The 22,157-nt window shown below is 62.9% G+C and carries 23 protein-coding genes and 1 pseudogene; 12 read left to right on the top strand and 12 right to left on the bottom strand.

The genetic code is table 11. The features are described from left to right. The first annotated feature begins 144 nt into the window (after positions 1-144). On the top strand, positions 145-912 hold the full coding sequence (locus NP534_RS10230) for a hypothetical protein (RefSeq protein ID WP_033700600.1): 768 nt from the start codon (positions 145-147) through the stop codon (positions 910-912). A 53-nt stretch (positions 913-965) separates the two neighbouring features. Here NP534_RS10230 and NP534_RS10225 read toward each other — a convergent pair whose 3' ends face one another. Then, complete coding sequence (locus NP534_RS10225; RefSeq protein WP_274098646.1) at positions 966-1,448, bottom strand: GAF domain-containing protein; 483 nt, start codon at positions 1,446-1,448, stop codon at positions 966-968. Next, the gene (locus tag NP534_RS10220; RefSeq protein ID WP_274098645.1) at positions 1,449-2,336 is read right to left on the bottom strand and encodes an ATP-binding protein; all 888 of its coding nucleotides are present in this window, start codon (positions 2,334-2,336) and stop codon (positions 1,449-1,451) included. It lies immediately after the preceding gene. 63 nt (positions 2,337-2,399) lie between these two features. Between NP534_RS10220 and NP534_RS10215 the strand changes: the two genes are divergently transcribed. Then, positions 2,400-4,757 carry a hybrid sensor histidine kinase/response regulator gene (locus NP534_RS10215; protein WP_274098644.1) on the top strand — a complete coding sequence of 786 codons (2,358 nt, stop codon included), beginning with the start codon at positions 2,400-2,402 and terminating at the stop codon, positions 4,755-4,757. On the opposite strand, the gene NP534_RS10210 is transcribed toward NP534_RS10215, so the two are convergent. Next, entirely contained in the window at positions 4,747-5,235 is a 489-nt protein-coding gene (locus NP534_RS10210) for a glutathione peroxidase (RefSeq protein ID WP_033700606.1), read from the bottom strand. The two genes, NP534_RS10215 and NP534_RS10210, sit on opposite strands and share 11 nt — an antisense overlap. 13 nt (positions 5,236-5,248) lie before the next feature. Then, positions 5,249-5,644 (bottom strand): peptide-methionine (R)-S-oxide reductase MsrB, encoded by a 396-nt coding sequence (gene msrB, locus NP534_RS10205; RefSeq protein ID WP_033700607.1) that lies wholly within the window; start codon positions 5,642-5,644, stop codon positions 5,249-5,251. A 167-nt stretch (positions 5,645-5,811) separates the two neighbouring features. Here msrB and NP534_RS10200 point away from each other — a divergent pair, with 167 nt between their 5' ends. Both NP534_RS10200 and htpX read left to right on the top strand, forming a co-directional pair. Further along, positions 5,812-7,023, top strand: a complete 1,212-nt coding sequence (locus NP534_RS10200) for a pyridoxal phosphate-dependent aminotransferase (protein ID WP_274098643.1) — start codon at positions 5,812-5,814, stop codon at positions 7,021-7,023. 309 nt (positions 7,024-7,332) lie between these two features. After that, entirely contained in the window at positions 7,333-8,220 is an 888-nt protein-coding gene (gene htpX / locus NP534_RS10195; RefSeq protein WP_016715101.1) for a protease HtpX, read from the top strand. Between the two features lie 57 nt (positions 8,221-8,277). Here htpX and NP534_RS10190 read toward each other — a convergent pair whose 3' ends face one another. After that, positions 8,278-8,928 carry a thiopurine S-methyltransferase gene (locus NP534_RS10190; RefSeq protein ID WP_274098642.1) on the bottom strand — a complete coding sequence of 217 codons (651 nt, stop codon included), beginning with the start codon at positions 8,926-8,928 and terminating at the stop codon, positions 8,278-8,280. Positions 8,929-9,039: 111 nt separating this feature from the next. Here NP534_RS10190 and NP534_RS10185 point away from each other — a divergent pair, with 111 nt between their 5' ends. Next, positions 9,040-9,807: a DODA-type extradiol aromatic ring-opening family dioxygenase gene (locus NP534_RS10185; RefSeq protein ID WP_274098641.1), complete on the top strand. Its 768-nt coding sequence runs from the start codon at positions 9,040-9,042 to the stop codon at positions 9,805-9,807. Positions 9,808-9,904: 97 nt separating this feature from the next. On the opposite strand, the pseudogene NP534_RS10180 reads toward NP534_RS10185, so the two are convergent. Both NP534_RS10180 and NP534_RS10175 read right to left on the bottom strand, forming a co-directional pair. Next, positions 9,905-11,621 (bottom strand): annotated as a pseudogene (locus tag NP534_RS10180) (DEAD/DEAH box helicase). A 298-nt stretch (positions 11,622-11,919) separates the two neighbouring features. Beyond that, complete coding sequence (locus tag NP534_RS10175; RefSeq protein WP_274098640.1) at positions 11,920-12,675, bottom strand: spermidine synthase; 756 nt, start codon at positions 12,673-12,675, stop codon at positions 11,920-11,922. A 116-nt stretch (positions 12,676-12,791) separates the two neighbouring features. Here NP534_RS10175 and NP534_RS10170 point away from each other — a divergent pair, with 116 nt between their 5' ends. Next, positions 12,792-14,138, top strand: a complete 1,347-nt coding sequence (locus NP534_RS10170) for a class II 3-deoxy-7-phosphoheptulonate synthase (RefSeq protein ID WP_274098639.1) — start codon at positions 12,792-12,794, stop codon at positions 14,136-14,138. Between the two features lie 13 nt (positions 14,139-14,151). Here the strand turns inward: NP534_RS10170 and NP534_RS10165 are convergent, their stop codons facing one another. Next, positions 14,152-14,370 carry a DUF1127 domain-containing protein gene (locus NP534_RS10165; RefSeq protein ID WP_274098638.1) on the bottom strand — a complete coding sequence of 73 codons (219 nt, stop codon included), beginning with the start codon at positions 14,368-14,370 and terminating at the stop codon, positions 14,152-14,154. Positions 14,371-14,466: 96 nt separating this feature from the next. Between NP534_RS10165 and NP534_RS10160 the strand changes: the two genes are divergently transcribed. Then, positions 14,467-15,318, top strand: coding sequence for a LysR substrate-binding domain-containing protein (locus NP534_RS10160; protein ID WP_033701497.1), 852 nt, complete (start codon positions 14,467-14,469; stop codon positions 15,316-15,318). An 82-nt stretch (positions 15,319-15,400) separates the two neighbouring features. Here NP534_RS10160 and NP534_RS10155 read toward each other — a convergent pair whose 3' ends face one another. Then, positions 15,401-16,150: a sulfite exporter TauE/SafE family protein gene (locus NP534_RS10155; RefSeq protein ID WP_274098637.1), complete on the bottom strand. Its 750-nt coding sequence runs from the start codon at positions 16,148-16,150 to the stop codon at positions 15,401-15,403. A 113-nt stretch (positions 16,151-16,263) separates the two neighbouring features. Between NP534_RS10155 and NP534_RS10150 the strand changes: the two genes are divergently transcribed. The 3 genes from NP534_RS10150 (at position 16,264) to NP534_RS10140 (ending at position 18,300) form a co-directional block, all read left to right on the top strand. Further along, positions 16,264-17,220, top strand: coding sequence for a LysR family transcriptional regulator (locus tag NP534_RS10150; protein WP_274098636.1), 957 nt, complete (start codon positions 16,264-16,266; stop codon positions 17,218-17,220). A gap of 54 nt (positions 17,221-17,274) precedes the next feature. Next, the gene (locus NP534_RS10145) at positions 17,275-17,730 is read left to right on the top strand and encodes a MarR family winged helix-turn-helix transcriptional regulator (RefSeq protein ID WP_274098635.1); all 456 of its coding nucleotides are present in this window, start codon (positions 17,275-17,277) and stop codon (positions 17,728-17,730) included. 141 nt (positions 17,731-17,871) lie between these two features. After that, positions 17,872-18,300 (top strand): organic hydroperoxide resistance protein, encoded by a 429-nt coding sequence (locus tag NP534_RS10140; RefSeq protein ID WP_274098634.1) that lies wholly within the window; start codon positions 17,872-17,874, stop codon positions 18,298-18,300. Between the two features lie 57 nt (positions 18,301-18,357). On the opposite strand, the gene NP534_RS10135 is transcribed toward NP534_RS10140, so the two are convergent. Further along, positions 18,358-18,930, bottom strand: a complete 573-nt coding sequence (locus NP534_RS10135) for an elongation factor P (protein WP_033700622.1) — start codon at positions 18,928-18,930, stop codon at positions 18,358-18,360. A 48-nt stretch (positions 18,931-18,978) separates the two neighbouring features. Next, the gene (gene earP / locus NP534_RS10130; RefSeq protein WP_274098633.1) at positions 18,979-20,112 is read right to left on the bottom strand and encodes an elongation factor P maturation arginine rhamnosyltransferase EarP; all 1,134 of its coding nucleotides are present in this window, start codon (positions 20,110-20,112) and stop codon (positions 18,979-18,981) included. Between the two features lie 131 nt (positions 20,113-20,243). On the opposite strand from earP, the gene NP534_RS10125 reads away from it, so the two are divergent. Continuing rightward, positions 20,244-20,627 (top strand): hypothetical protein, encoded by a 384-nt coding sequence (locus NP534_RS10125; protein WP_033700624.1) that lies wholly within the window; start codon positions 20,244-20,246, stop codon positions 20,625-20,627. Positions 20,628-20,629: 2 nt separating this feature from the next. Continuing rightward, complete coding sequence (locus NP534_RS10120; RefSeq protein ID WP_274098632.1) at positions 20,630-21,100, top strand: GreA/GreB family elongation factor; 471 nt, start codon at positions 20,630-20,632, stop codon at positions 21,098-21,100. A 38-nt stretch (positions 21,101-21,138) separates the two neighbouring features. Here NP534_RS10120 and NP534_RS10115 read toward each other — a convergent pair whose 3' ends face one another. Continuing rightward, positions 21,139-22,077, bottom strand: coding sequence for a LysR family transcriptional regulator (locus NP534_RS10115; RefSeq protein WP_274098631.1), 939 nt, complete (start codon positions 22,075-22,077; stop codon positions 21,139-21,141). Between the last annotated feature and the right edge of the window lie 80 nt (positions 22,078-22,157).

Here is a 22,157-nt window from a genome sequence, read left to right as displayed (position 1 = left end):
CTCGGTATCAATGTGCCGGCATCCGGTAGCGCTATTGTAATTATAGAGCACGTGGCCGATATAAAAAGAGATTTGCCTGCCTGGGCCTCTCGCGGGCAAGCCCGCTCCTACACTGATGCATAACTTCTTCATGAGGCATTAACGGTGACACCACTTCTGATCACCCTGCTCATCGTGGCGGGTATCGCGTTACTGATCGTGATCGGCTACCTCAACAATGTGGTCGAAAACAGCAAGCTCGAACGCGCGCGGCTGAAGGTCGAGCTGGCCGATCGCTTGCGTCGCTGTGGCGAAATCACCGAGACCTTCCCCGGCCAGTTCATGACCCCGGCGCTCAAACTGCTGCTGACCCGCCTGGAGCTGAACCTCAACCAGCGTCAGCTGGCGGTGGACAAGCACAACGCCGAACTCAAGGCGCGGATTGCCGAACTCGAAGGCCTGATTGCCCTGGGCGAAAAGATCCCGGTGAACAACCCGCCCAACCCGATCCAGGCCGAGGCCAAGGCCAAGGACGTGCGCTTTCTGCTTGAAGCGTTGCACAACCAGGTGGCCCGCGCCGCCCAGGAAGGCTTCCTGCCCGCCAGCGAGGCCAAGCAATGGGTCAAGGAAGTCCGCCATATCCTGGTGCTGTTGCACATCGAGTTCTTCAACAACCTTGGCCAGCAGGCCCTGCAGAAGGGCCAGCCGGGCCAGGCGCGCCTGGCTTTCGAGCGGGGTGTGCAGTACCTGCGCAAGCAGCCGGAGCCGAAAGTGTATGAAGAGCAGCTGACCTACCTGGAGAAACTGCTGGCCCGCGCCAATGCGCAGGTGCTGGACCAGATGGAGCCGGCACAGAACGAGCAGAATGAATTGAATGAAGGCCTCAAGACCGATGAGGAAGAGACCTGGAAGAAAAAAGCAATGTACGACTGACTCGGTAATCCTGTACTGGCCCTGTGGGAGCGGGCCGGTACAGGCAAACACACTCAGCAGTCGGTCAATTCCAGGAAGATCGCCACCAGGCGCTCCATCCCTTGCTGGTCCGCCTCACTGAAACGCCCAAGCTTCGGGCTGTCCAGGTCCAGCACGCCAATCAACCGCCCCTCTTTCACCAACGGGATCACCAGCTCGCTGTTGGACGCACTGTCACAGGCAATGTGCCCCGGGAACGCGTGCACATCCTCGACCCGCTGGGTTTGCCGCGTAGCCGCCGCTGCACCGCACACACCCTTGCCGAACGGGATCCGCACACAGGCCACCTGCCCCTGGAACGGCCCGAGCACCAGTTCATCGTTACGGTTGAGGTAGAACCCCGCCCAGTTAAGGTCATCCACCTGGTTATACAAGAACGCCGAAAACTGCGCGGCGTTGGCGATGAAGTCACGCTCGTCGGCAAACAGCGCCTGCACTTGCGCAGCCAGCAGGCGGTAGCCGTCAAGGCCGGTACCACTGGCATTGAGGTCGATCATTTATTTCTGCTCCAGCAATTGCAGCCCGACCCAGTAGCGGGCGAACTGATAGGCACAACGGCCATTACGGTTGCCGCGGCCGGTGGCCCAGCGCACGGCAAGGATTTCCAGGGCTTCGTCACGCTGCCAACTCAGCCCGGCAGGGCGCGCCAACTGGCCGATCCAGTGTTCGACCACGTTGAGGAAGTGGTCCTGGGTGAAGGGGTAGAACGACAGCCACAGGCCAAAACGGTCAGACAAGGCGATCTTGTCTTCCACCGCCTCGCTGGGGTGCAGCTCGCCATCGACCCGCTTCCAGTTCTCGTTGTCGCTCTCTTTCTCGGGCACCAGGTGGCGGCGGTTGGAAGTGGCGTACAACAGGACATTGTCCGGAGCCTGCTCCAGCGAGCCGTCGAGCACGCTCTTGAGCACCCGGTAGTCGCCCTCCCCGGCTTCGAACGACAGGTCGTCGCAGAACAGGATGAAGCGTTGCGGCAGTTTCTGCAGTTGCTCGACCACCCGCGGCAGGTCGGCCAAATGGTCACGTTCGATTTCGATCAGGCGCAGGCCGGCACCTGCGTGCTCGGCCAGCAGGGCGCGCACCAGCGACGACTTGCCGGTGCCACGCGAGCCCCACAGCAGCGCGTGGTTGGCCGGCAGGCCGTTGATGAACTGGTGGGTGTTGCGGCCCAACTGGTCACGCTGCTGGTCGACGCCAATCAGGTCGGACAGGCGAATGTCCAGGCTGACTTCCAGCGGCATCAGGTAACCGCTGCGGCCATCGCGCTGCCAGCGGGCGGCCAGGGTGGTGTGCCAGTCGATGTCCGGGCGCAGTGCCGGCAACAGGGGTTCGAGGCGCGCCAGTACCGATTCGGCGCGGTCCAGGAAAGCAATCAAGCGGGCGTCCATGACGTCTCCTACACATTCAGATTCGGGGCGGCAATAGCCGCCTGCAGCCGGGGTTGATCGGCTATGCTTGCGCAGCGCAAGGGACGAGAAACCGGCTCGGGACTCATGGATATAAAGTTCACCAATCGCCTGTCATACAAGCAAGCCCGGTTGACAGTCCTGGTCGGCTTCATCCTGGGAACATTGCTCAGTCTCATCCAGATCGGCATCGATTATGCCAGCGAAGACGCGTCCATCAACCGCGAAGTGCGTGCACTGCTGCAAATCAGCCACAACCCGGCCTCCCGCATCGCCTACAACATCGATGCCGAACTGGCCCTGGAGCTGACGCGCGGCCTGCTGCAATCGCCGGCGGTGGTGCGTGCGCGGCTGATCGACAACAACGACACCGTGCTGGCCGACGTCGAGCGCCCGCGCCTGGAAGACCGCTACCGGCCGCTGAGCGACTTTCTGTTCGGCGAACAGCGCCAGCTGCAGGACCGCCTGTTCCTTGCCCACATGCCCGAAGAATACCTCGGCACCCTGTACCTGGATGTCGACACCTACGCCTTCGGCAGCCGCTTCCTCGACCGCGCCGGCGTCACCTTGCTCACCGGCTTTGCCCGCAGCCTGGTGCTGACCGGCATTCTGCTGGCGCTGTTCTACATGATGCTGACCATGCCGCTGGTGAACGTGATCGGTGCGCTCAGCGCCAGCGACCCACGCAAGCCACGGCAAACTCGGCTGGAATGCCCCCACGGCCACGAGCACGATGAAATCGGCGTGCTGGTCAAGGTCGCCAACCAGCAGTTCGTCAGCATGGCCACCGAGATCGAGCAGCGGCGCACCGCCGAGAACCGCCTGACCCAGTACCTCAACGAACTGGAAGACATCGTTTCGGCGCGCACCGACCAGCTCAAGGCCAGCAACAGCAGCCTGAGCCAGTCCAATCAAGAGCTCGAAGAAGCCCGCCGCCGCGCCCTGGACATGGCTCAGGCACGGGCGGCCTTCCTGGCCAACATGAGCCACGAGATCCGCACCCCGCTCAACGGCATGCTCGGCATGATCGCCCTGGCCCTGGACAGCCCGCTGCCCAGCGAGCAGCGCCAGCAGATGACCATCGCCCACGACTCGGGCAAGGTGCTGGTGGAGCTGCTCAACGATATTCTCGACCTGTCCAAGTTCGATGCCGGCCAGCTGGAACTCGAGCGTATCCCCTTCGACATGGGCTCGATGGTCGAGGACACCGCCAACCTGCTGTCGCAGAACACCGCGCAAAGCGTCGAACTGACCTGCCTGATCGCCCGCAACTTCCCCAGTAGCGTGCTCGGCGACCCGACACGGGTGCGCCAGGTGGTCAGCAACTTGTTGTCCAACGCGCTCAAGTTCACCCGTTTCGGCCGCGTCGACATACGCTTGGTAACGATTGTCGGCGGCGTGCGCCTGGAGGTCCGCGATACCGGCATAGGTATCCCGGAAGAGGCCCAGGCGCGGATCTTTCAGCCGTTCACCCAGGCAGGCGCCGGCATTACCCGCCAGTACGGCGGCACCGGCCTGGGCCTGGCCCTGACGCGCAACCTGTGCAAGGCCATGCACGGCCATCTGCATATTCAGTCCGAGCCGGGCTTTGGCAGCCGGTTCAGCGCAGAGTTGCCGCTGACCGTTCACACCGAGGCTATCCCGCCCGCGCCGCTGCAGGGGCGTGTGGTGGCCTTGAGCAATGCCGGCAGCGGGCTGCATGAACTGTTGCAAGACCTGCTACCTGCCTGGGGCCTGGCGTACCAGCGCCATGACAGCAGGGCAGGCCTGGATGCCACGCAGATCGACCTGCTGATCACCGATGATCTGGAGCATCTGTTTGAGCTGCGCCCGGCAATGAAAACGCCCATCCTGCTGGTGACGGCCTATGGCAATTTCCTCTCCAGCGAGCAGTCCGTCAGCCTGGCACCCTTGCATCAACTGGCCCGGCCACTCGCGCGCAACGCCCTGTACCAGACCCTGCGGCGCACCCTGCAAGGCCATGAGCCCGAGCACCCGCTGGCCAACCCGAGCATGGCCGCGGAACAAGGCCGCGCGCGGATTCTGCTGGTGGAGGACAACCCCGTGAACCAGCTGGTGGCCAAGGGCATGCTGGCCAAGCTCGGCTGCCAGGTGCAAGTGGCCAGCCAGGGTGCCGAGGCCTTGGAATGCCTGGAGCAGGACGATTTCGACCTGGTGCTGATGGACTGCAACATGCCGGTGATGGATGGCTACGAAGCCAGCCGGCGCATTCGCCAGAGCGGCCGCTGGCCTGAACTGCCGATCGTCGCGCTGACCGCCAATGCCATGCCCGAGGAGCGTGAGCGCTGCCGCGCCGCAGGCATGAACGACTACCTGGCCAAGCCGTTTCGCCGCGAAGAGCTACTGGCACTGGTCGATCACTGGGTGCCTGTCAGCGGCTGAGCAGGCGCTCGATATCCGCTTCCAGGGCCTGCGGCTTGGTGGTCGGCGCATAGCGCGTGACTTGGCCGCTGGCCGGGTCGAGCAGGAACTTGGTGAAGTTCCACTTGATCTTCTGGCTGCCCAGCAGGCCAGGGGCACGCTGCTTGAGTTCGACGAACAGCGGGTGCGCACCCGGCCCGTTGACCTCGACCTTGCGAAACAACGGAAAGCTCACGCCGAAATTGCGCTCGCAGAACTGCGCGATTTCCCGCGCTTCGCCCGGCTCCTGCTTGCCGAACTGGTTGCAGGGAAAGCCCAGCACCACCAGGCCACGCTCGCGATAGTGCTGCCACAACTGCTCCAGGCCCTTGTATTGAGGGGTGAAGCCGCACTGGCTGGCGGTATTGACCACCAGCAGGGCCTTGCCTGGGAAGTCACCGAGTTTCTTGTGCTCGCCGCCCAATGTCACGCAGGGGATATCCAGCATCGATCCAGCCATGTTCGGGCTCCGGTCAGTCGCGCGGTTGTAAGTCGATGCACACCGAGTTGATGCAGTAACGCAGGCCGGTCGGCGGTGGGCCGTCGGGGAACACGTGGCCCAGGTGGGCATCACAGCGGGCGCAGGTGACTTCGGTGCGGATCATGCCGTGGGTAGTGTCGCGGATTTCGATCATCGCGCGGTCTTCGATCGGCGCGTAGAAGCTCGGCCAGCCGCAGCCGGAATCGAACTTGGTCTGGGCATCGAACAGCGGCAGGTTGCAGCAGATGCAGTGGTAGATGCCGTCGCGGCGCTCGCTGTTGTACTTGCCACTGAACGGGCGCTCGGTACCTTTCAGGCGGCACACCTGGTACTGCTCGGGGTCGAGCATCGACTGCCATTGTTCAAGTGTCTTGTCGATCTTTTGCATGTAGGGACCTCGGCAGGCTTAATTTCACCCCGCGCCGTCTTTTCCGTAACGCGGGTGGCACGTATATTAGTTGGCTTCGTGTGCCAGGCGTTCAGTCTGGCACCCGCGCCCTGCCCTTTCAAACCTTTCGACGGGGCGTTGCGCGTATTCTCAACCGGGACCCCATCATGCAGTTCAGCAAATCGAACAAGCTCGCCAATGTCTGCTACGACATTCGCGGCCCAGTGCTCAAGCACGCCAAACGCCTGGAGGAGGAAGGCCACCGCATCCTCAAGCTGAACATCGGCAACCCGGCGCCGTTTGGCTTCGAGGCGCCGGACGAAATCCTTCAAGATGTGATCCGCAACCTGCCCACCGCTCAGGGCTACAGCGACTCCAAGGGGTTGTTCAGCGCGCGCAAGGCGGTGATGCAGTACTGCCAGCAAAAAGAGATCGAAAGCGTCACCATCGAGGACATCTACCTGGGCAACGGTGTGTCCGAGCTGATCGTCATGTCGATGCAGGCACTGCTCAACAACGGCGACGAAGTGCTGATTCCGGCCCCGGACTACCCACTGTGGACCGCTGCGGTGAGCCTGGCTGGCGGCAAGCCAGTGCACTACCTGTGCGACGAGCAGGCCGACTGGTTCCCTGACCTTGAGGACATCAAGGCCAAGATCACGCCGAACACCAAGGCCCTGGTGATCATCAACCCGAACAACCCGACCGGCGCGGTTTACTCCAAAGAGCTGCTGCTGGGCATGCTGGAGCTGGCACGCCAGCACAACCTGGTGGTGTTCTCCGACGAGATCTACGACAAGATTCTCTACGACGAAGCCGTGCACATCAGCACCGCCTCGCTGGCACCAGACCTGCTGTGCCTGACCTTCAACGGCCTGTCCAAATCGTACCGGGTGGCGGGCTTCCGCTCCGGCTGGCTGATCATTTCGGGGCCCAAGCACCACGCCCAGAGCTACATCGAAGGCATCGACATGCTGGCCAACATGCGCCTGTGCGCCAACGTGCCGGCCCAGCACGCCATCCAGACCGCCCTGGGCGGCTACCAGAGCATCAATGACCTGGTTCTGCCACAAGGCCGCCTGCTGGAGCAGCGCAACCGCACTTACGAGCTGCTCAATTCGATCCCCGGCGTGAGCTGCGTAAAGCCGATGGGCGCCCTGTATGCGTTCCCGAAGATCGACCCCAAAGTGTGCCCGATTCACAACGACGAGAAGTTCGTGCTCGACCTGCTGCTGTCAGAGAAGCTGCTGATCGTGCAGGGCACGGCGTTCAACTGGCCGTGGCCGGACCACTTCCGCGTGGTGACCTTGCCGCGGGTAGATGACCTGGAGCAGGCAATCGGGCGGATCGGGAACTTCCTCAAGGGTTATTCGCAGTAAATTCCAGAGCGTTCGCGGGGCAAGCCCGCTCCCACAGATGCAACCCCGTACCTGAGGGTTGTGGAATTCCGGTGGGAGCGGCGGTGCGGCGATCCGACTTGCCCCGCGAATGGGCTGCAAAGCAGCCCCCACAATCCCATATGATGTCTCTTACATCCTGCAACGCTCTGCCTCACAGCCCCTGCCTTTTCCTCTGCCATACTCCGCCGTACACAGTTTGAAATAGTCGCCCGATTGAATCGGCACGGCTTGCCCCTTATATACCCCGCAGTAAGCAACACACTCATCCGTCAGGAGAACGTAACAACCATGATGCGCATTCTGTTGTTTGTAGCCACCAACCTCGCGGTGGTGCTGGTTGCAAGCATTACCCTGAGCCTGTTCGGTTTCAACGGGTTCATGGCCGCCAACGGGGTCGACCTCAACCTCAGCAGCCTGCTGGTGTTCTGCGCCGTGTTCGGTTTTGCCGGCTCCCTCGTCTCGCTGTTCATCTCCAAGTGGATGGCGAAAATGAGCACCGGTACTCAGATCATCTCCCAGCCGCGCACCCGCCACGAGCAGTGGCTGTTGCAAACGGTCGAAGAGCTGTCGCGCGAGGCCGGCATCAAGATGCCCGAGGTGGGTATCTTCCCGGCGTACGAGGCCAATGCCTTCGCCACCGGCTGGAACCGCAACGACGCGCTGGTAGCCGTATCCCAGGGCCTGCTGGAGCGTTTCTCGCCCGATGAAGTGCGCGCCGTGCTGGCCCACGAGATCGGCCACGTGGCCAACGGTGACATGGTCACCCTGGCACTGGTGCAGGGCGTGGTGAACACCTTCGTGATGTTCTTCGCCCGCATCATCGGCAACTTCGTCGACAAGGTCATCTTCAAGAACGAAGAAGGTCAAGGCATCGCCTACTACGTGGCGACGATCGTTGCCGAACTGATCCTGGGCATCCTAGCCAGCATGATCGTCATGTGGTTCTCGCGCCGCCGCGAGTACCGCGCCGATGAAGCCGGTGCGCAACTGGCCGGCACGGCCGCGATGATCGGCGCCCTGCAGCGCCTGCGCGTGGAGCAAGGCCTGCCGGTGCACATGCCGGACACCATGAAGGCCTTTGGCATCAATGGCGGCCTCAAGCACGGCCTGGCAGGCCTGCTGATGAGCCACCCGCCACTGGAAGACCGCATCGAGGCGCTGCGTCGCCGCGGTTGATCCACCCGCTAAAAACAAAGGGCGACTTCGGTCGCCCTTTTTTTACACGGCTACCCATCAGAGCTGTATGCGATACACCCGCTCAAGCAGGCTCGTGGCACCCGCCTGAACGAACTTTGCGCTCTGCTCGATAATCTCCACGGCCTCCAGCGCCTGCACCTCGCAACCCGCAAACCCCTGCCGAACTTCAGCGTCCGCCACTGAAAACGGCGGGCCGGGCAACAGCGCCTGGTCATAATCCAGCGTCACCAACAGCCCTTGGCTTCCCGACGGCAACCCTTCAGCCAGCAACTGCATGTACCGCAAGCGCATCTCCGGCGGCAAGGCAATCAACGCCGCGCGGTCATAGAACCCCGCGCAATCGGCCAGGTCCTGCGCCTGCAGGGCGAAGAAATCGCCGCACCACACTTCTATCCCGCCACTGCGCCAAACCTCGAAGGCGCCCCTGTGCAGCACCTCGGCCTCAAGCCCGTGCTCACGGAAAAAGCCCTTCACCGCCCGCCGCGACAGCTCCACCCCCAGCACGCGATAGCCCTGCCCTGCCAACCAGGCCAGGTCCAGGCTCTTGCCGCACAACGGCACCAGCACCTGGCTGCCAGGCGCCAACGCCAGCGCTGGCCAGTGCGACTGCAAGTAGGGATTGACCTGCGCTTGATGGAAGCCGATCTGGTTGTCGGCCCACCGCTTGTGCCAGAACGCTGGCTCCATGACTGCTCCTATACTGATCGAGCGCTTCGATAGAAAGCGCAGAAAACTTGGTTTGGATTTCGATCGGTAACTGATCGAAGATGACAGCATCTTAACCCTCAGGACCTCACCATGCTGCCCAGCCTGTTCATTTCCCATGGCTCCCCCATGCTTGCCCTGCACCCGGGCGCCAGCGGGCCGGCGTTGACCGGGCTGGCCAATGCCTTGGCGCAGCCCAAGGCAATCGTGGTGGTGTCGGCGCATTGGGAAAGCCGCGAGCTGCGGGTGACCGGCAGCAAGCAGCCCGAGACTTGGCACGACTTCCACGGCTTCCCGCCGGCGCTGTACGCCGTGCAGTACCCAGCACCGGGCGAGCCTGCACTGGCCGAACAAGTGTGTGCGTTACTGGGCGCTGCCGGCCTGCCGGCACGTACCGATACGCACCGCCCCTTCGACCATGGCGCCTGGGTACCGCTGAGCTTGATGTACCCGAGCGCCAACATCCCGGTGATTCAGGTTTCGCTGCCCAGCCAACAGGGGCCTGCCTTGCAGTTAAAGGTCGGCCAGGTGTTGGCCGAGTTGCGCCGGCAGGGCGTACTGCTGATTGGCTCGGGCAGCATCACCCACAACCTCGGCGAGCTGGACTGGCATGCCGGGCCGGACGTGATCGAGCCTTGGGCATTGGCGTTTCGGGATTGGATAGTGCAGCGGCTGGCCGAGGATGACCGTGCGGCGTTGCTGGATTACCGACGCCAGGCGCCATTTGCGGTGCGTAACCACCCCAGCGACGAGCATTTGTTGCCGCTGTTTTTTGCGCTGGGGGCTGGGAGCGGGTTCGGCGTGGTGCACCAGGGGTTCACCTTGGGCGCACTGGGGATGGATATCTATCGGTTCGATTGACGAGTCTCTTCGCGGGGCAAGCCCGCTCCCACGAAGCAGCCGGTACAGGCAAAAAAAATCCCCAGCGCATGCCGGGGATTTTTTTATTACGCCAGGATCAATCCTCGCGGTAGCGACGCAGCTTCAGCTGCTTGCCAGCCACACGGGTATCCTTGAGCTTGGTCAGCAAACGCTCCAGGCCGTCTTCCGGCAGCTCGACCAGGCTGAAGCTGTCGCGTACCTGGATACGGCCGATAGCGTCACGGGCCAGGCCGCCTTCGTTGAGGATCGCACCCAACAGGTTCTTGGCAGCGATGCCGTCACGGGCACCCAAGGCAGTACGGCAACGCACGCGGCCTTCGGCCAGCGGCATTGGCGCGCGACGCTCACGGTCACCGCGGTCACCACGATCGCTGCGCTCGGCACGTTCACCAGTACGCTCACGCGGAGCACCAACGCCCGGTACCAGCGGCTGTTCACGCTCTACCGCAGCCAGGTCCAGCGCCTGACCATTGGTTGCTTTGCGCAGCAAGGCCGAAGCCAGGGCACGCGGGCTGCAACCCAGGTCGGCGGTCAGACGGTCGAGCAGGTCGCCATGAGTGGCTTCCGATTCGGCCACCAGCGGCGCCAGGCTCGAAGTCAGCTTCTTGATGCGTGCATCCAGAACGGCCTGGCCATTCGGCAGGCGAGCTTCGGCAACCTTCTGCCCGGTAACACGCTCGATCACCTGCAGCATGCGGCGCTCACGCGGGGTGACCAGCAGCAGCGCACGGCCTTCGCGACCGGCACGGCCAGTACGGCCAATACGGTGTACGTAGGACTCTGGGTCGTACGGCATGTCGACGTTGAACACGTGAGTGATGCGCGGTACGTCCAGGCCACGGGCAGCGACGTCGGTTGCGACGACGATGTCCAGGCGGCCATCCTTGAGCGAGTCGATGACGCGCTCACGCTGGTTCTGGGCGATGTCACCGTTCAGCGCAGCAGCCTTGTAGCCTTTGGCTTCCAGCGCGGCGGCCAGGTCCAGGGTGGCTTGCTTGGTACGCACGAAGGCGATCAGCGCGTCGAACTCTTCGACTTCCAGCAGACGCAGCACAGCCGGGATCTTCTGGTCGGCATGCACCATCAGGTGAGCCTGGTCGATCGCGGTAACGGTCTGGGTCTTGCTCTGGATCTTGACGTGCTTGGGTTCGCGCAGGTGACGCTCGGCAATCGAACGGATCGACGACGGCAGGGTTGCGGAGAACAGTACGGTCTGACGGCTGGCCGGGATGGCATCGAAGATCACTTCGAGGTCGTCCATGAAGCCCAGCTTGAGCATCTCGTCGGCTTCGTCCAGTACCAGGTACTGTACGGTCGACAGGACTTTTTCGTCGCGACGCAGGTGGTCGCACAGACGGCCCGGGGTAGCAACGACGATTTGTGCGCCGTTACGGATGGCACGCAACTGTGGGCCCATCGGGGCACCACCGTAAACAGCGACCACGTTAACGCCCGGCATCTGCTTGGCGTAGGTTTCGAAAGCGGTAGCAACTTGCAGCGCCAACTCACGGGTTGGCGCCAGGATCAGGGCTTGCGGTTCGCGCTTGCTCACGTCGATCTTGTTGAGGATCGGCAGGGCGAAGGCAGCGGTCTTGCCGGTGCCAGTCTGCGCCTGGCCGATCATGTCGTGACCGGCGAGGATGATCGGGATCGACTGATGCTGGATGGCGGACGGCTCTTCATAGCCGGTAGCCAGCACAGCAGCAACAATATTCGGATTGAGTTCGAGAGCGGCGAATCCGCCGGTTTCCTGGGTCATGGGTCTGCCTCTAGGTGCATCCGCAAAGACCCATGCTCCAAAGCTGCACATGCCTTGAAAGACCGAAAGGTCACCCAGGCAGCTTTGGCGGCGGGGATTTGCGAAAACGATTGAAAAAGAAAAACTTGGGAAGGTCCGCCTAGCGGACGAACAGCCGAAGCTGGACTCGGAGGATTTGCACCACCTGATTTTGAGGTCCGCTAAAAGACCGGCGCGTACTATACCCGAATTAACGGGTTACGTGAGGAAAATTTTCGCGGGCAAGGGCCAGTATCGCGCCATCAGCCAACCGCAGGCTGAATCGATTCCTGCCTGCCCTACGCGACCGGCCTTCAGGTCGCCGACCGGATCTCACGGATCAGGCTGGCCAGGCTATACCCCAACTGCGGCGCCAGCGCCTCGGCCCGCGCCCGCAGCCCGTCCAGGTCCAGCATCTGTTCCAGGTCCGCGGGCACCAGCAGGATCACATTGCCCTCCTTCACCGGCAGCTCCCAGTAATGGCGGTGGTACAACCCGCGCAACAGCGCCGCGCCCAGCGGCTTGCCGTCATCGCAGGCCCATTGGTTGATCACCAGCCAACCGCCCGGGTTGAGCTGCTTCTGGCAGTTTTCCAGGAATGTCCAGGCCAGGTGCCCGACACCCGGGCCGTGGTCGGTGTAGAGGTCGACGAAGATCAGGTCGGCCTTTTCGGCGCTGGGCAGCAGCTCGAGGGCATCTCCCACCCGCACGTAAAGGCGCGGGTCATCGTCCAGGCCCAGGTATTCCATGGCCAGGCGCGGCACGTCCGCGCGCAGCTCGATGGCCTCGATGTCCTCCAGCGGCAGGAACTTCATGCACGCCTGGGTCAGCGTACCGGCGCCAAGGCCCAGAAACAGTGCACTCTCAGGCTGCTCATGGCACAGCGCACCGACCAGCATGGCGCGGGTGTAGTCATATTCCAGCCAGCTCGGGTCGGCGGTGAACACGCAGCTCTGCTCGATGGCATCGCCGAATTCGAGAAAACGGTAGTCGTCCACCTCGTACACGCTGATGACGCCAAAGGCATCTTCGACCCGTGCCAGTAGCCGCTCTTCCCGTTCCGCCGTCATGTTCGCCACTCGCCCGTGCAAAAACGCGCATTGTCCGCCAACACCCCCGATGCAACAAGCACGACGGCAACTGTTACCATGGCCAAAAGCCTATAACCGACAACATCGAGCCCGAGATGAACGCACCGTGGAGCCCTGACAGCTGGCGTGCCCTGCCGATCCAGCAGCAACCGACCTACCCCGACGCCGCGCACTTGCTCAAGGTCGAGCAGACCCTGGCCAGCTACCCGCCACTGGTGTTCGCAGGCGAGGCGCGCGAGCTGCGCCGGCAGTTTGCCGAGGTGACCGAAGGCCGCGCCTTCCTGCTGCAGGGCGGCGACTGCGCCGAGAGCTTTGCCGAGTTTTCGGCGGCGAAGATCCGCGACACCTTCAAGGTGCTGCTGCAGATGGCCATTGTCATGACCTTTGCTGCCGGCTGCCCGGTGGTCAAGGTCGGGCGCATGGCGGGGCAATTTGCCAAGCCACGCTCCTCGGGCGACGAGACCATTGGCAACGTCACCCTGCCCGCCTACCGTGGCGACATCGTCAACGGCATCGGTTTCGACGATAAAAGCCGCATCCCCGACCCGGACCGCCTGCTGCAGGCCTACCACCAGGCCACCGCCAGCCTCAACCTGTTACGCGCCTTTGCCCAGGGCGGCTTTGCCGACCTGCACCAGGTGCACAAATGGAACCTGGACTTCATCGCCAACTCGGCGCTGGCCGACAAGTACCATCAGTTGGCCAACCGCATCGACGAGACCCTGGCCTTCATGCGGGCCTGCGGGCTGGACAGCGCGCCGCAACTGCGCGAGACCAGCTTCTTCACCGCCCACGAAGCGTTGCTGCTCAATTATGAGGAAGCGTTCGTGCGCCAGGACAGCCTGACCGGCGACTACTACGACTGCTCGGCGCACATGCTGTGGATCGGCGACCGCACGCGCCAGCTCGATGGCGCCCATGTGGAGTTCCTGCGTGGCGTGCATAACCCGATCGGGGTCAAGGTTGGCCCAAGCATGAACCCCGAGGAGTTGATCCGCCTGATCGATACCCTGAACCCGAGCAACGACCCTGGCCGCCTGAACCTGATCGTGCGCATGGGGGCCAACAAGGTTGGCGACCATCTGCCGGGGTTGATCCGCACCGTCGAGCGCGAAGGCCGCAAGGTGCTGTGGAGCTCCGACCCGATGCACGGCAACACCATCAAGGCCAGCAGCGGCTACAAGACCCGCGACTTCGCGCAGATTCTCGATGAGGTGAAGCAGTTCTTCCAGGTGCACCAGGCTGAAGGCAGCCATGCCGGTGGTATCCATATCGAAATGACCGGGCAGAACGTCACCGAGTGCATCGGTGGTGCCCGGCCGATTACCGAGGATGGCTTGTCGGACCGCTACCATACCCATTGCGACCCGCGGATGAACGCCGACCAGTCGTTGGAATTGGCGTTTCTAATTGCCGAAACCCTCAAGCAGGTTCGGCGCTGAGGTTCGGGCGCCGTCATTTACGCAGCGGATCATCCCAGAAATGCCGTTCGGCCTCTTGCTGGATATCCGCCCGGCTCAACCCCAGATCGTGCAATGTCGCATCGCTGAGCCGGGCCAGTTCCCGACGCTGACGGTACAGCTCGAGCCAGCGCGCCGGGCGCTGCAGCGCTGCATGCCACAGGTGGTTCAGTGAGACGACCGGTTGCTGAATGCTGCTGATATGACCTTTCATCGTGAAGCCCTCCGTGTTGATGGCTCCAGTCTCACGCCGGGCTTAAGATCAATCCAACGAATGTTTCTGATGCCATGCATCTCGGAGATTGATGCTATGTCACAGTATCAAAGCCTCGATGCCGACGTATTGCGCACTTTCGTCGCCATTGCCGAACAAGGCGGCTTCACCCGCGCCGGAGAAGTGGTCAACCGCACCCAGTCGGCGGTGAGCATGCAGATGAAACGCCTGGAGGAAGATATCCTGCAGCGCCAGCTGTTCGAGCGCGATGGCCGCCAGGTACGCCTTACCGCCGAGGGGCAGGTACTGCTCGGCTACGCCAGGCGCATCCTCAAGCTGCACGGGGAGGTGTTCAACACCTTGCGTATGCCGCACATGGTCGGGGTAGTGCGCATCGGCACGCCGGACGACTACGCCATGCGCTTCCTGCCGACCATCCTGTCGAGTTTTGCCCAGGCCTACCCGCTGGTGCAGGTGGAGGTGCATTGCGACTCGTCGAAGCAGTTGATGCTGCGCCAGGACCTGGACCTGACCATCGTCACCCGCGAGCCGGGCAACGAAGTCGGCCAGTTGCTGCGCCAGGAGCGCCTGGTGTGGGCCGCGGCCGAAGGGTTTTGCCCACAGGAGCAACGGCCCATGCCGGTGGCGCTGTTCAATACCGACTGCTTCTGCCGCGCCTGGACCTGCAATGCGCTGGAGGCACAGGGCATCGACTACCGCATTGCCTATACCAGCCCCAGCCTGGCGGCGATCTTTGCCATCGTCACGGCGGGGTTGGCGGTAACGGCGCAGTTGCAGAGCCTGGTGGGCGGCAATATCCGGATTCTTGGCGAAAACGATGGGTTGCCGCAGTTACCGGTGGCCAATGTGATGCTGGTGCGCAGTACGCAGAACCCTTCGCCGATCACCGATTGCATGGCCGATTACATCGTCGAAGGCTTCAAGTAAGCCCAGGCTGCTCCAAGGTATCGCGCAACCCCTGTAGGAGCGGCCTTGCGTCGCGAAAGGGCCGCAACGCGGCCCCCAAAGCTCAAAGCTCAAACCCCAGCATCACCGCGCACACCACCAGAAACACACAAAACATCGCCCGCAGCACTTTCTCTGGCAAGGCATGCGCCAGCCTCACCCCCCAGCTGATGCTGAGCAACCCTCCCACCGCCAAGGGTATCCCCACTGCCCAATCGACACTCTGGTGCACGCCATATGTCAGCAGAGTCACCGCCGTACTGGGCGCCGCCAATGCCAGCGAGAGCCCTTGCGCCACCACCTGCGTAGTGCCGAACACACTGGTCAGTATCGGCGTCGCAACCACCGCGCCCCCCACCCCGAACAGCCCGCCCATGGTCCCGGCAAAGCTGCCCAGCACCCCGAGCCATGGCCAGGCATAGCGCATTTCAGGGCTTGGCGGCGCAACCCTCAAGAACATCCGCGCCACGTTCCAGATGGCCAGCGCCACCAGAAAGCCGACAAACCCCAGGCGCATGGCCTGGGCATCGATGCCCACCGCCCAGATCGAACCCAGCCAGGCGAACAGCAAACTGCACAACGCCAACGGCAGCGCATGGCGCAGTTCGATGCGATTGCGCTGGTGGTAGCGCCACAGCGCCAGCAACACATTCGGTACCACCATGACCAACGCAGTGCCCTGCGCCAGCTGTTGGTCCAGCCCGAACAACACGCCCAGCGCCGGGATGGCAATCAGCCCACCGCCGATGCCGAACAAACCGCCCATGGTGCCCAGGGCTGCGCCCAGCACGATATACAACAACCACTCGATCATCAGGGCCTCTTCTGCCGTTCTTTAGCAATGGCCGCATGCTACCGAGTCGGGGCTGGTGGGGAAACGCACAGCAGCGCACAATGGCTGTGCGTTTTTTGCAAAGCCGAGCCGCCATGAGCCCTGACGTCCTCACTGACCAACTCAGCCTGTTCCTCGATGTGCTGGAAACCGGCAGTTTTTCCGCCGCCGCACGGCGCCACCCGCTGACGCCCTCGGCCGTGGCCCGGCGCATCGACAACCTGGAAAACGCGGTGGGCAGCCGCCTGTTCACCCGCAGTACTCACGCGGTGCGTGCCACACCGGCCGGCAATGCCTTTGCCGAGCGCGCACGACGCATCATCGAGGAGCTGCGCCTGGCCCGCGCCGAAGCCGTGTCACTGAGCAGCGCCCCGGAAGGTTTGATCCGCATCGACGCCCCCGCCGCGTTCGGCCGCCGCCACCTGGCCCCGGCCATCGCCGATTTTCTGGTGGCGTACCCCGGGCTGGACGTGCAACTGCGCCTGATCGACAGCTTCGTCGACCTGCACGGCAGCCATCTGGGCGAGGTCGACCTGGTGTTGCGCGCTGGCCCCCTGGCCGACACTCGCCTGGTGGCCACGCCGCTGGCGTACATGGTGCGCATCGCCTGCGCCAGCCCAGCCTACTTGGCCAGCCGTGGCGTACCGGCGTGCCCCAGCGAACTGCCTGAGCACGACGGCCTCGACTGGGACGGCCTGGCACCGCCTTTCGCCTGGCGCTTCAACGTGGCGGGCCAGGCCCGACTGTATCGGCCAACACGCATGCGCATGGCCGCCAACAACGCCGAAACCCTGCTGTTTGGCGCCCTGGCCGGTTTAGGCGTCGCCCACCTGCCCACCTGGCTGATCAGCGAATACCTGCTGCGCGGCGAACTGATTGCGCTGTTCTGCGACGGCGGCCTGCCGGCAGCCGAGAGCAGCGGTATTTATGCGCTACGCCTTGCACATGAAACGAACTCTCGCAGCCGTTTGCTGCTCGAATTTCTCAAGAGCCGTTTCAGCCCCATTCCACCCTGGGACCTGGCGCTGCGCAGTGAACTGCGCTGGCAGTGAACGCACTGATGATCAGCGTGCTAGATTTTCCCATTGATGACTCCAAGGACCTGCATGAACGCCGACACCCAAGCCTCCTGTGACGAGCTGCTGCTGGACAACCAGGTCTGCTTCGCCCTGCATTCGACCTCGTTGCTGATGACCAAGGTCTACAAACCGCTGCTGCAGGCGCTGGGCCTGACCTACCCGCAATACTTGGCGATGCTGGTGCTATGGGAGCGGGACGGCCTGACCGTGGGCGAGATCAGCCAGCACCTGCTCACCGACCCTGGCTCGCTGACCCCGCTGCTCAAGCGCCTGGAAAGCGAAGGCCTGCTCAAGCGCACCCGCAGCCGCGAGGACGAACGGGTGGTATTGGTGCAGTTGACCGACAAGGGCCGCGACCTGCAGCAACAGGCCAAACAGGTGCCACCGTGCATCCTCAAGGCCAGCGGGCGCAGCTTGCAACGCCTGCAACAACTGCAAGCCGACCTGCTGGACCTGCGCGACAACCTGCAGAAAAACCTCTGAGCGCTATGCTGTGAGATGGCCGTTCGGATGAGCGGTGATTATTTATCTTGCGCGCAAACTAATTGCGCGCTAATTTAAATCCCACACCCACCCAGCGCCACCTCAACCCAGGTCGCGCGCAGCAGATTAGCGAGGCTCAAGATGCAAAAGGTCACTCCGCTGTACATCGCCGAAGCCACCTCCACCGGCGGGCGCGACGGCAAATCCCACTCCAGCGACGGCAAGCTGGAGGTCAAGCTGAGCACCCCCAAGGAATTGGGCGGCGCGGGGGGTGAAGGCACCAACCCAGAGCAGCTGTTCGCTGCCGGCTACTCGGCCTGCTTCATCGGTGCCCTGAAGTTTGTTGCCGGGCAAGAGAAGAAAGCCCTGCCAGCAGATGCCTCGATCACTGCCAAGGTGGGCATTGGCCAGATTGAGGGTGGTTTCGGCCTGGACATCGACCTGCACATCAACCTGCCAGGCCTGGCCCAGGCCGATGCCGAAGGGCTGGTGGAGAAGGCGCACAAGGTCTGCCCTTACTCCAATGCCACCCGCGGCAATGTGGATGTAAGGCTGCATGTGACGGTCTGAACACAGGCATAAAAAAACCCGGCCGAGGCCGGGTTTTTTGCTGCATCTCAAGAACACTTACTTCTTGGCGCGGCCTTTGTACGAACCGCCTTCGCGGGTATCGATCTCGATCAGGTCGCCGATTTCGATGAAGTCAGCAACGCTCAGCTCAGTACCGTTCTTCAGCTTGGCAGGTTTCATGACCTTGCCCGAAGTGTCGCCGCGCGCGGAACCTTCGGTGTAGTCAACCTGACGCACGATGGTGGTCGGCAGTTCTACCGACACCAGGCGGCCTTCGAAGAAGACGGCTTCGCAGATGTCTTCCATGCCTTCTTCGATGAACGGCAGAACGGCTTCGATATCCTCGGCGTTCAGCTCGTACATGGAATAGTCGGTGGTGTCCATGAAGGTGTACGTGTCACCGCTGATGAACGACAGGGTCGCTTCTTTGCGATCCAGGATCACGTCGTCCAGCTTGTCGTCCGCACCGTATACGGTTTCGGTCTTGTAGCCGGTCAGCAGGTTCTTCAGCTTGGTCTTCATGATCGCGCTGTTACGGCCCGATTTGGTGAACTCAGCTTTTTGCACCAGCCACGGGTCGTTGTCGATCCGCAGTACGGTACCGGGTTTCAGTTCTTTACCAGTTTTCATTGCGAAGTATCCGAATCTGGATGGATTTATAAAAATCGAGGCCGCATATCATAGCCAATTTCGGTAAAACTGTACCAGCGCCATGGCAAGGTCTGGCCGAGCGGCCTGACGGGCCGCCCAATCGCGGGCATGCTGCTGCAGTTCTGGCCAGTGTTGCTGGGCCGCTTGCCACGCCTGGCCGACGTCACGGTCCATGTTCCAGGCACGCCACAATGCCACCAGTGCGGCAGAGGCATCGGCTGACAGGCCGTGTCGATAAAGCTCAAGGAACGCTTCGAGTTTTTCCCAATGGGCGTTCTCGTCCTGCACGTAGATGTGCCACAGCATCGGGCGCCCGGCCCATTGCGCACGCACGAACGAGTCTTCGCCGCGTACGGCGTTGAAATCGCAGCTCCACAGCAGCCGATCATAATCGTCCTGGCTGACGAACGGCAAAATCTGCACAGTCAGCGCACCACGTACGCGCACATCGCCCACCTCCAGCCGGGCATGGCCCAGCCAGGTGCCGACGTCGGCCAGAATACGCCCTTGCGGCACCAGCAGGTGGGTCGGCTGGCTACCTGCCGCCAACGCATCCAGCCAATTGCCCAGCTGGGTGTTTTCATAGGCGAACAGCGAGATCAGCCGCGCCTGCACCTCGGGGTACACACCAAGCCGTTGCAAGAACGCCTGGCGGGCCACGGCGGACTGTTCGAAGGCCTGGCGCCGCGCCAACAACGTGCCCTCGCGCAACAGGCCGCCGGTTTTCTCGGTAAAGCCGGGGAAAAAGAACACCTTGCGCAAGCCGTTGGCCTGGGGGGACGGCAAGCCGTGGCAGCCTTCCACCCAGTGCTCGGCGCTGAGATACTCGAGGTTCAGCCACAGCGGCGGCTTCGCCCGGGCGCGCATGGCCTCGACATAGTGCGCCGGCAACTGGCAGGCGAAGGCGCCGATCACCACCTCTGCGGGCTCAATCGGCACCCACTCGGCCGGCCACTGGCGCACATCGACGCCCTGCTGCCACTGTTGCAACGCTGCGGCATCGGCCCCGGGGCACATCGGCACGAAGGCATTCAGGTCGTCCACCCACAGGCGCACTGCGATTTCGTGCTCGTCCACCAGTTGCCGCGCCAGGCGCCAGGTCACGCCGATATCGCCATAATTGTCGACGACGGTGCAAAAGATGTCCCAGGTGGCCTTCATGTGCCCTCCCCCTCATGGTGCGGAAAACCGCGGATTCTGCGGATAAATTGTCGTCGACAAAAGCACCTGCGGGTAAAATTCGCCAGCAGCGTGCGACAATGCACGCCGCCCCACCCTGCCAGGAGGCCGCCATGCCCCGCCACCGCGAACTGAAGATCACCCTCAAGCCGTTGCAACTGACCCTGTGCGTGGCCATTGGCCTGTGGCTGGGCGCCGTGGCTATCGCCGTGAGCCTGTGGCTGGCGGTGCAACTGTGGCCCGAGCAGGTGCAGCCGGTTGCTCAGGCCCTGGCCCCTGCCCTCGGCCAACCCGCCGCGCCCCCGGTGGATGCGCAGGGTGAGATGTTCGAGCGCTACAAGGGCATCTTGCAACAACAGGAACGGCAACAGGCCGCCGAGGCCGCCCAGGGTAACCCGCGCAACCTCAACAGCCCCAAGTGCCAGTTCTGGCTGCAGCAGAACCGCACCGCACCTACCGATAAAAGCCAGGCCAATGTGCTGGAGTTCTGTTACTGAAGATGGACAAGCCCCTGCTTCTCACGCGCATCGTCGCGACCCTCGAACATGACGTGGACGTACTGAGCCGCGCGGCGCAGACCGCGTACGAATCCGCCACCGCCGAAGAGAACATCGCCGAGAACAAGTACGACACGCTAGGCCTGGAAGCCTCGTACCTCGCCACCGGCCAGGCGCGCCGCACGGCCGAGATTCGCCAGGCGCTGCAGATCTACCAGCAACTGCTGCTGCGCGACTACGACCCGCTGCGGGGTATACAGGTGAGCAACCTGGTGACCCTTGAGGATGAGGATGGCCAACAGCGCCGGCTGTTTCTCGGGCCCGAGGCGGCGGGGTTGAAGATTGGCGCCGGGGACGAGCTGGTGACGGTGATTACACCGCGGTCGCCGCTGGGGCAGCAGCTGATGGGCAAGCGGGTCGATGATGAGGTGAGCCTGGGGGCACAGGTACTGTTCATCAGTGAGGTCGTCTGAGCTTGCCCCGCGAAAAGGCTGGGCTAGGCAACATTCATCTAAAGGCGCTGCAACGCATCGAATTGCCCCGCCAACCCCTGCTGTGCAAACTGCTCCACGACAAAATCGATGAACGCCCGCGTCTTCCTCGGCAACAGTTTGTGCTCGGCGTAATACAAGCTGATATGCCCATCGTCCACATACCAGTCCGGCAACACCCGCTGCAGCCGCCCTGCCTGCAGGTAAGGTACCGCAAACGGCAAACTGACCAATGCGATGCCCAAACCCTGCTGCGCAACCGCACAAGCCGCATCCGAATCACTCATGGTCATCGCCTGACGCAGCAGCAACGGCTGCTGCTCCTGCCAGCGACTGGTCAGCGGCCAGGAGCGCACCCGGCCGGTCTGGGGTGAGCGAATCAGGACTCCGTCATGGCGCTGCAACGCCTGCGGGCCATCGATGGGTGGGCGCTGGTCCAGATAGCCAGGCGCCGCCACCAGCACCCGATGGGCGGGGGTCAACTTGCGCGCCACCACGCCCAGTGGCAGCTCGAAACCACCGCCAATGGCCGCATCGAAACCCTGGCCGATCAAATCGACCTGGCGATTGTCGAAATGCCAGTCCGGGGTAATGGCGGGGTAACGACGCAAGAACTCCCCCAGCAGCGGCAACACATAGAGCCGCCCGAACACCGTGCCCATGCTCACCCGCAGCAACCCGGCCGGCTGGCCTTCGGCACTGGCCAGGTTGGCCACGGCATACTGGATGGTGCGAAAGCTGTCACTGACCTCCCCCAGAAAGCGCTGGCCCGCTTCGGTCAGGGTCAGCTTGCGGGTACTACGCTGGAACAGGCGCACGCCCAACCGGGCCTCCAGCTGGGCCACATGCTTGCCGACTGCGGCAGGCGTGAGGCTCAGACGGCGGGCAGCCTCGGCAAAACTGCCAACCTCGGCGCTGCGGATAAAGCACTCGAGGGCGTTGAAAGACTCCATGGCCATGATTCACAACCAAAGGTTTACTCTGCTGATAGTGATTGCCATCTTATCAGCAGGTAATTAGCCACCGATACTGCGCCCAT

Origin of the sequence: Pseudomonas sp. 39004, from assembly GCF_028682155.1 — a bacterium.
Taxonomy (GTDB): Bacteria; Pseudomonadota; Gammaproteobacteria; order Pseudomonadales; family Pseudomonadaceae; genus Aquipseudomonas; species Aquipseudomonas capeferrum.
The sequence above is the reverse complement of the archived record's forward strand: the minus strand, read 5'-3'. Positions and strand labels throughout refer to the sequence as shown.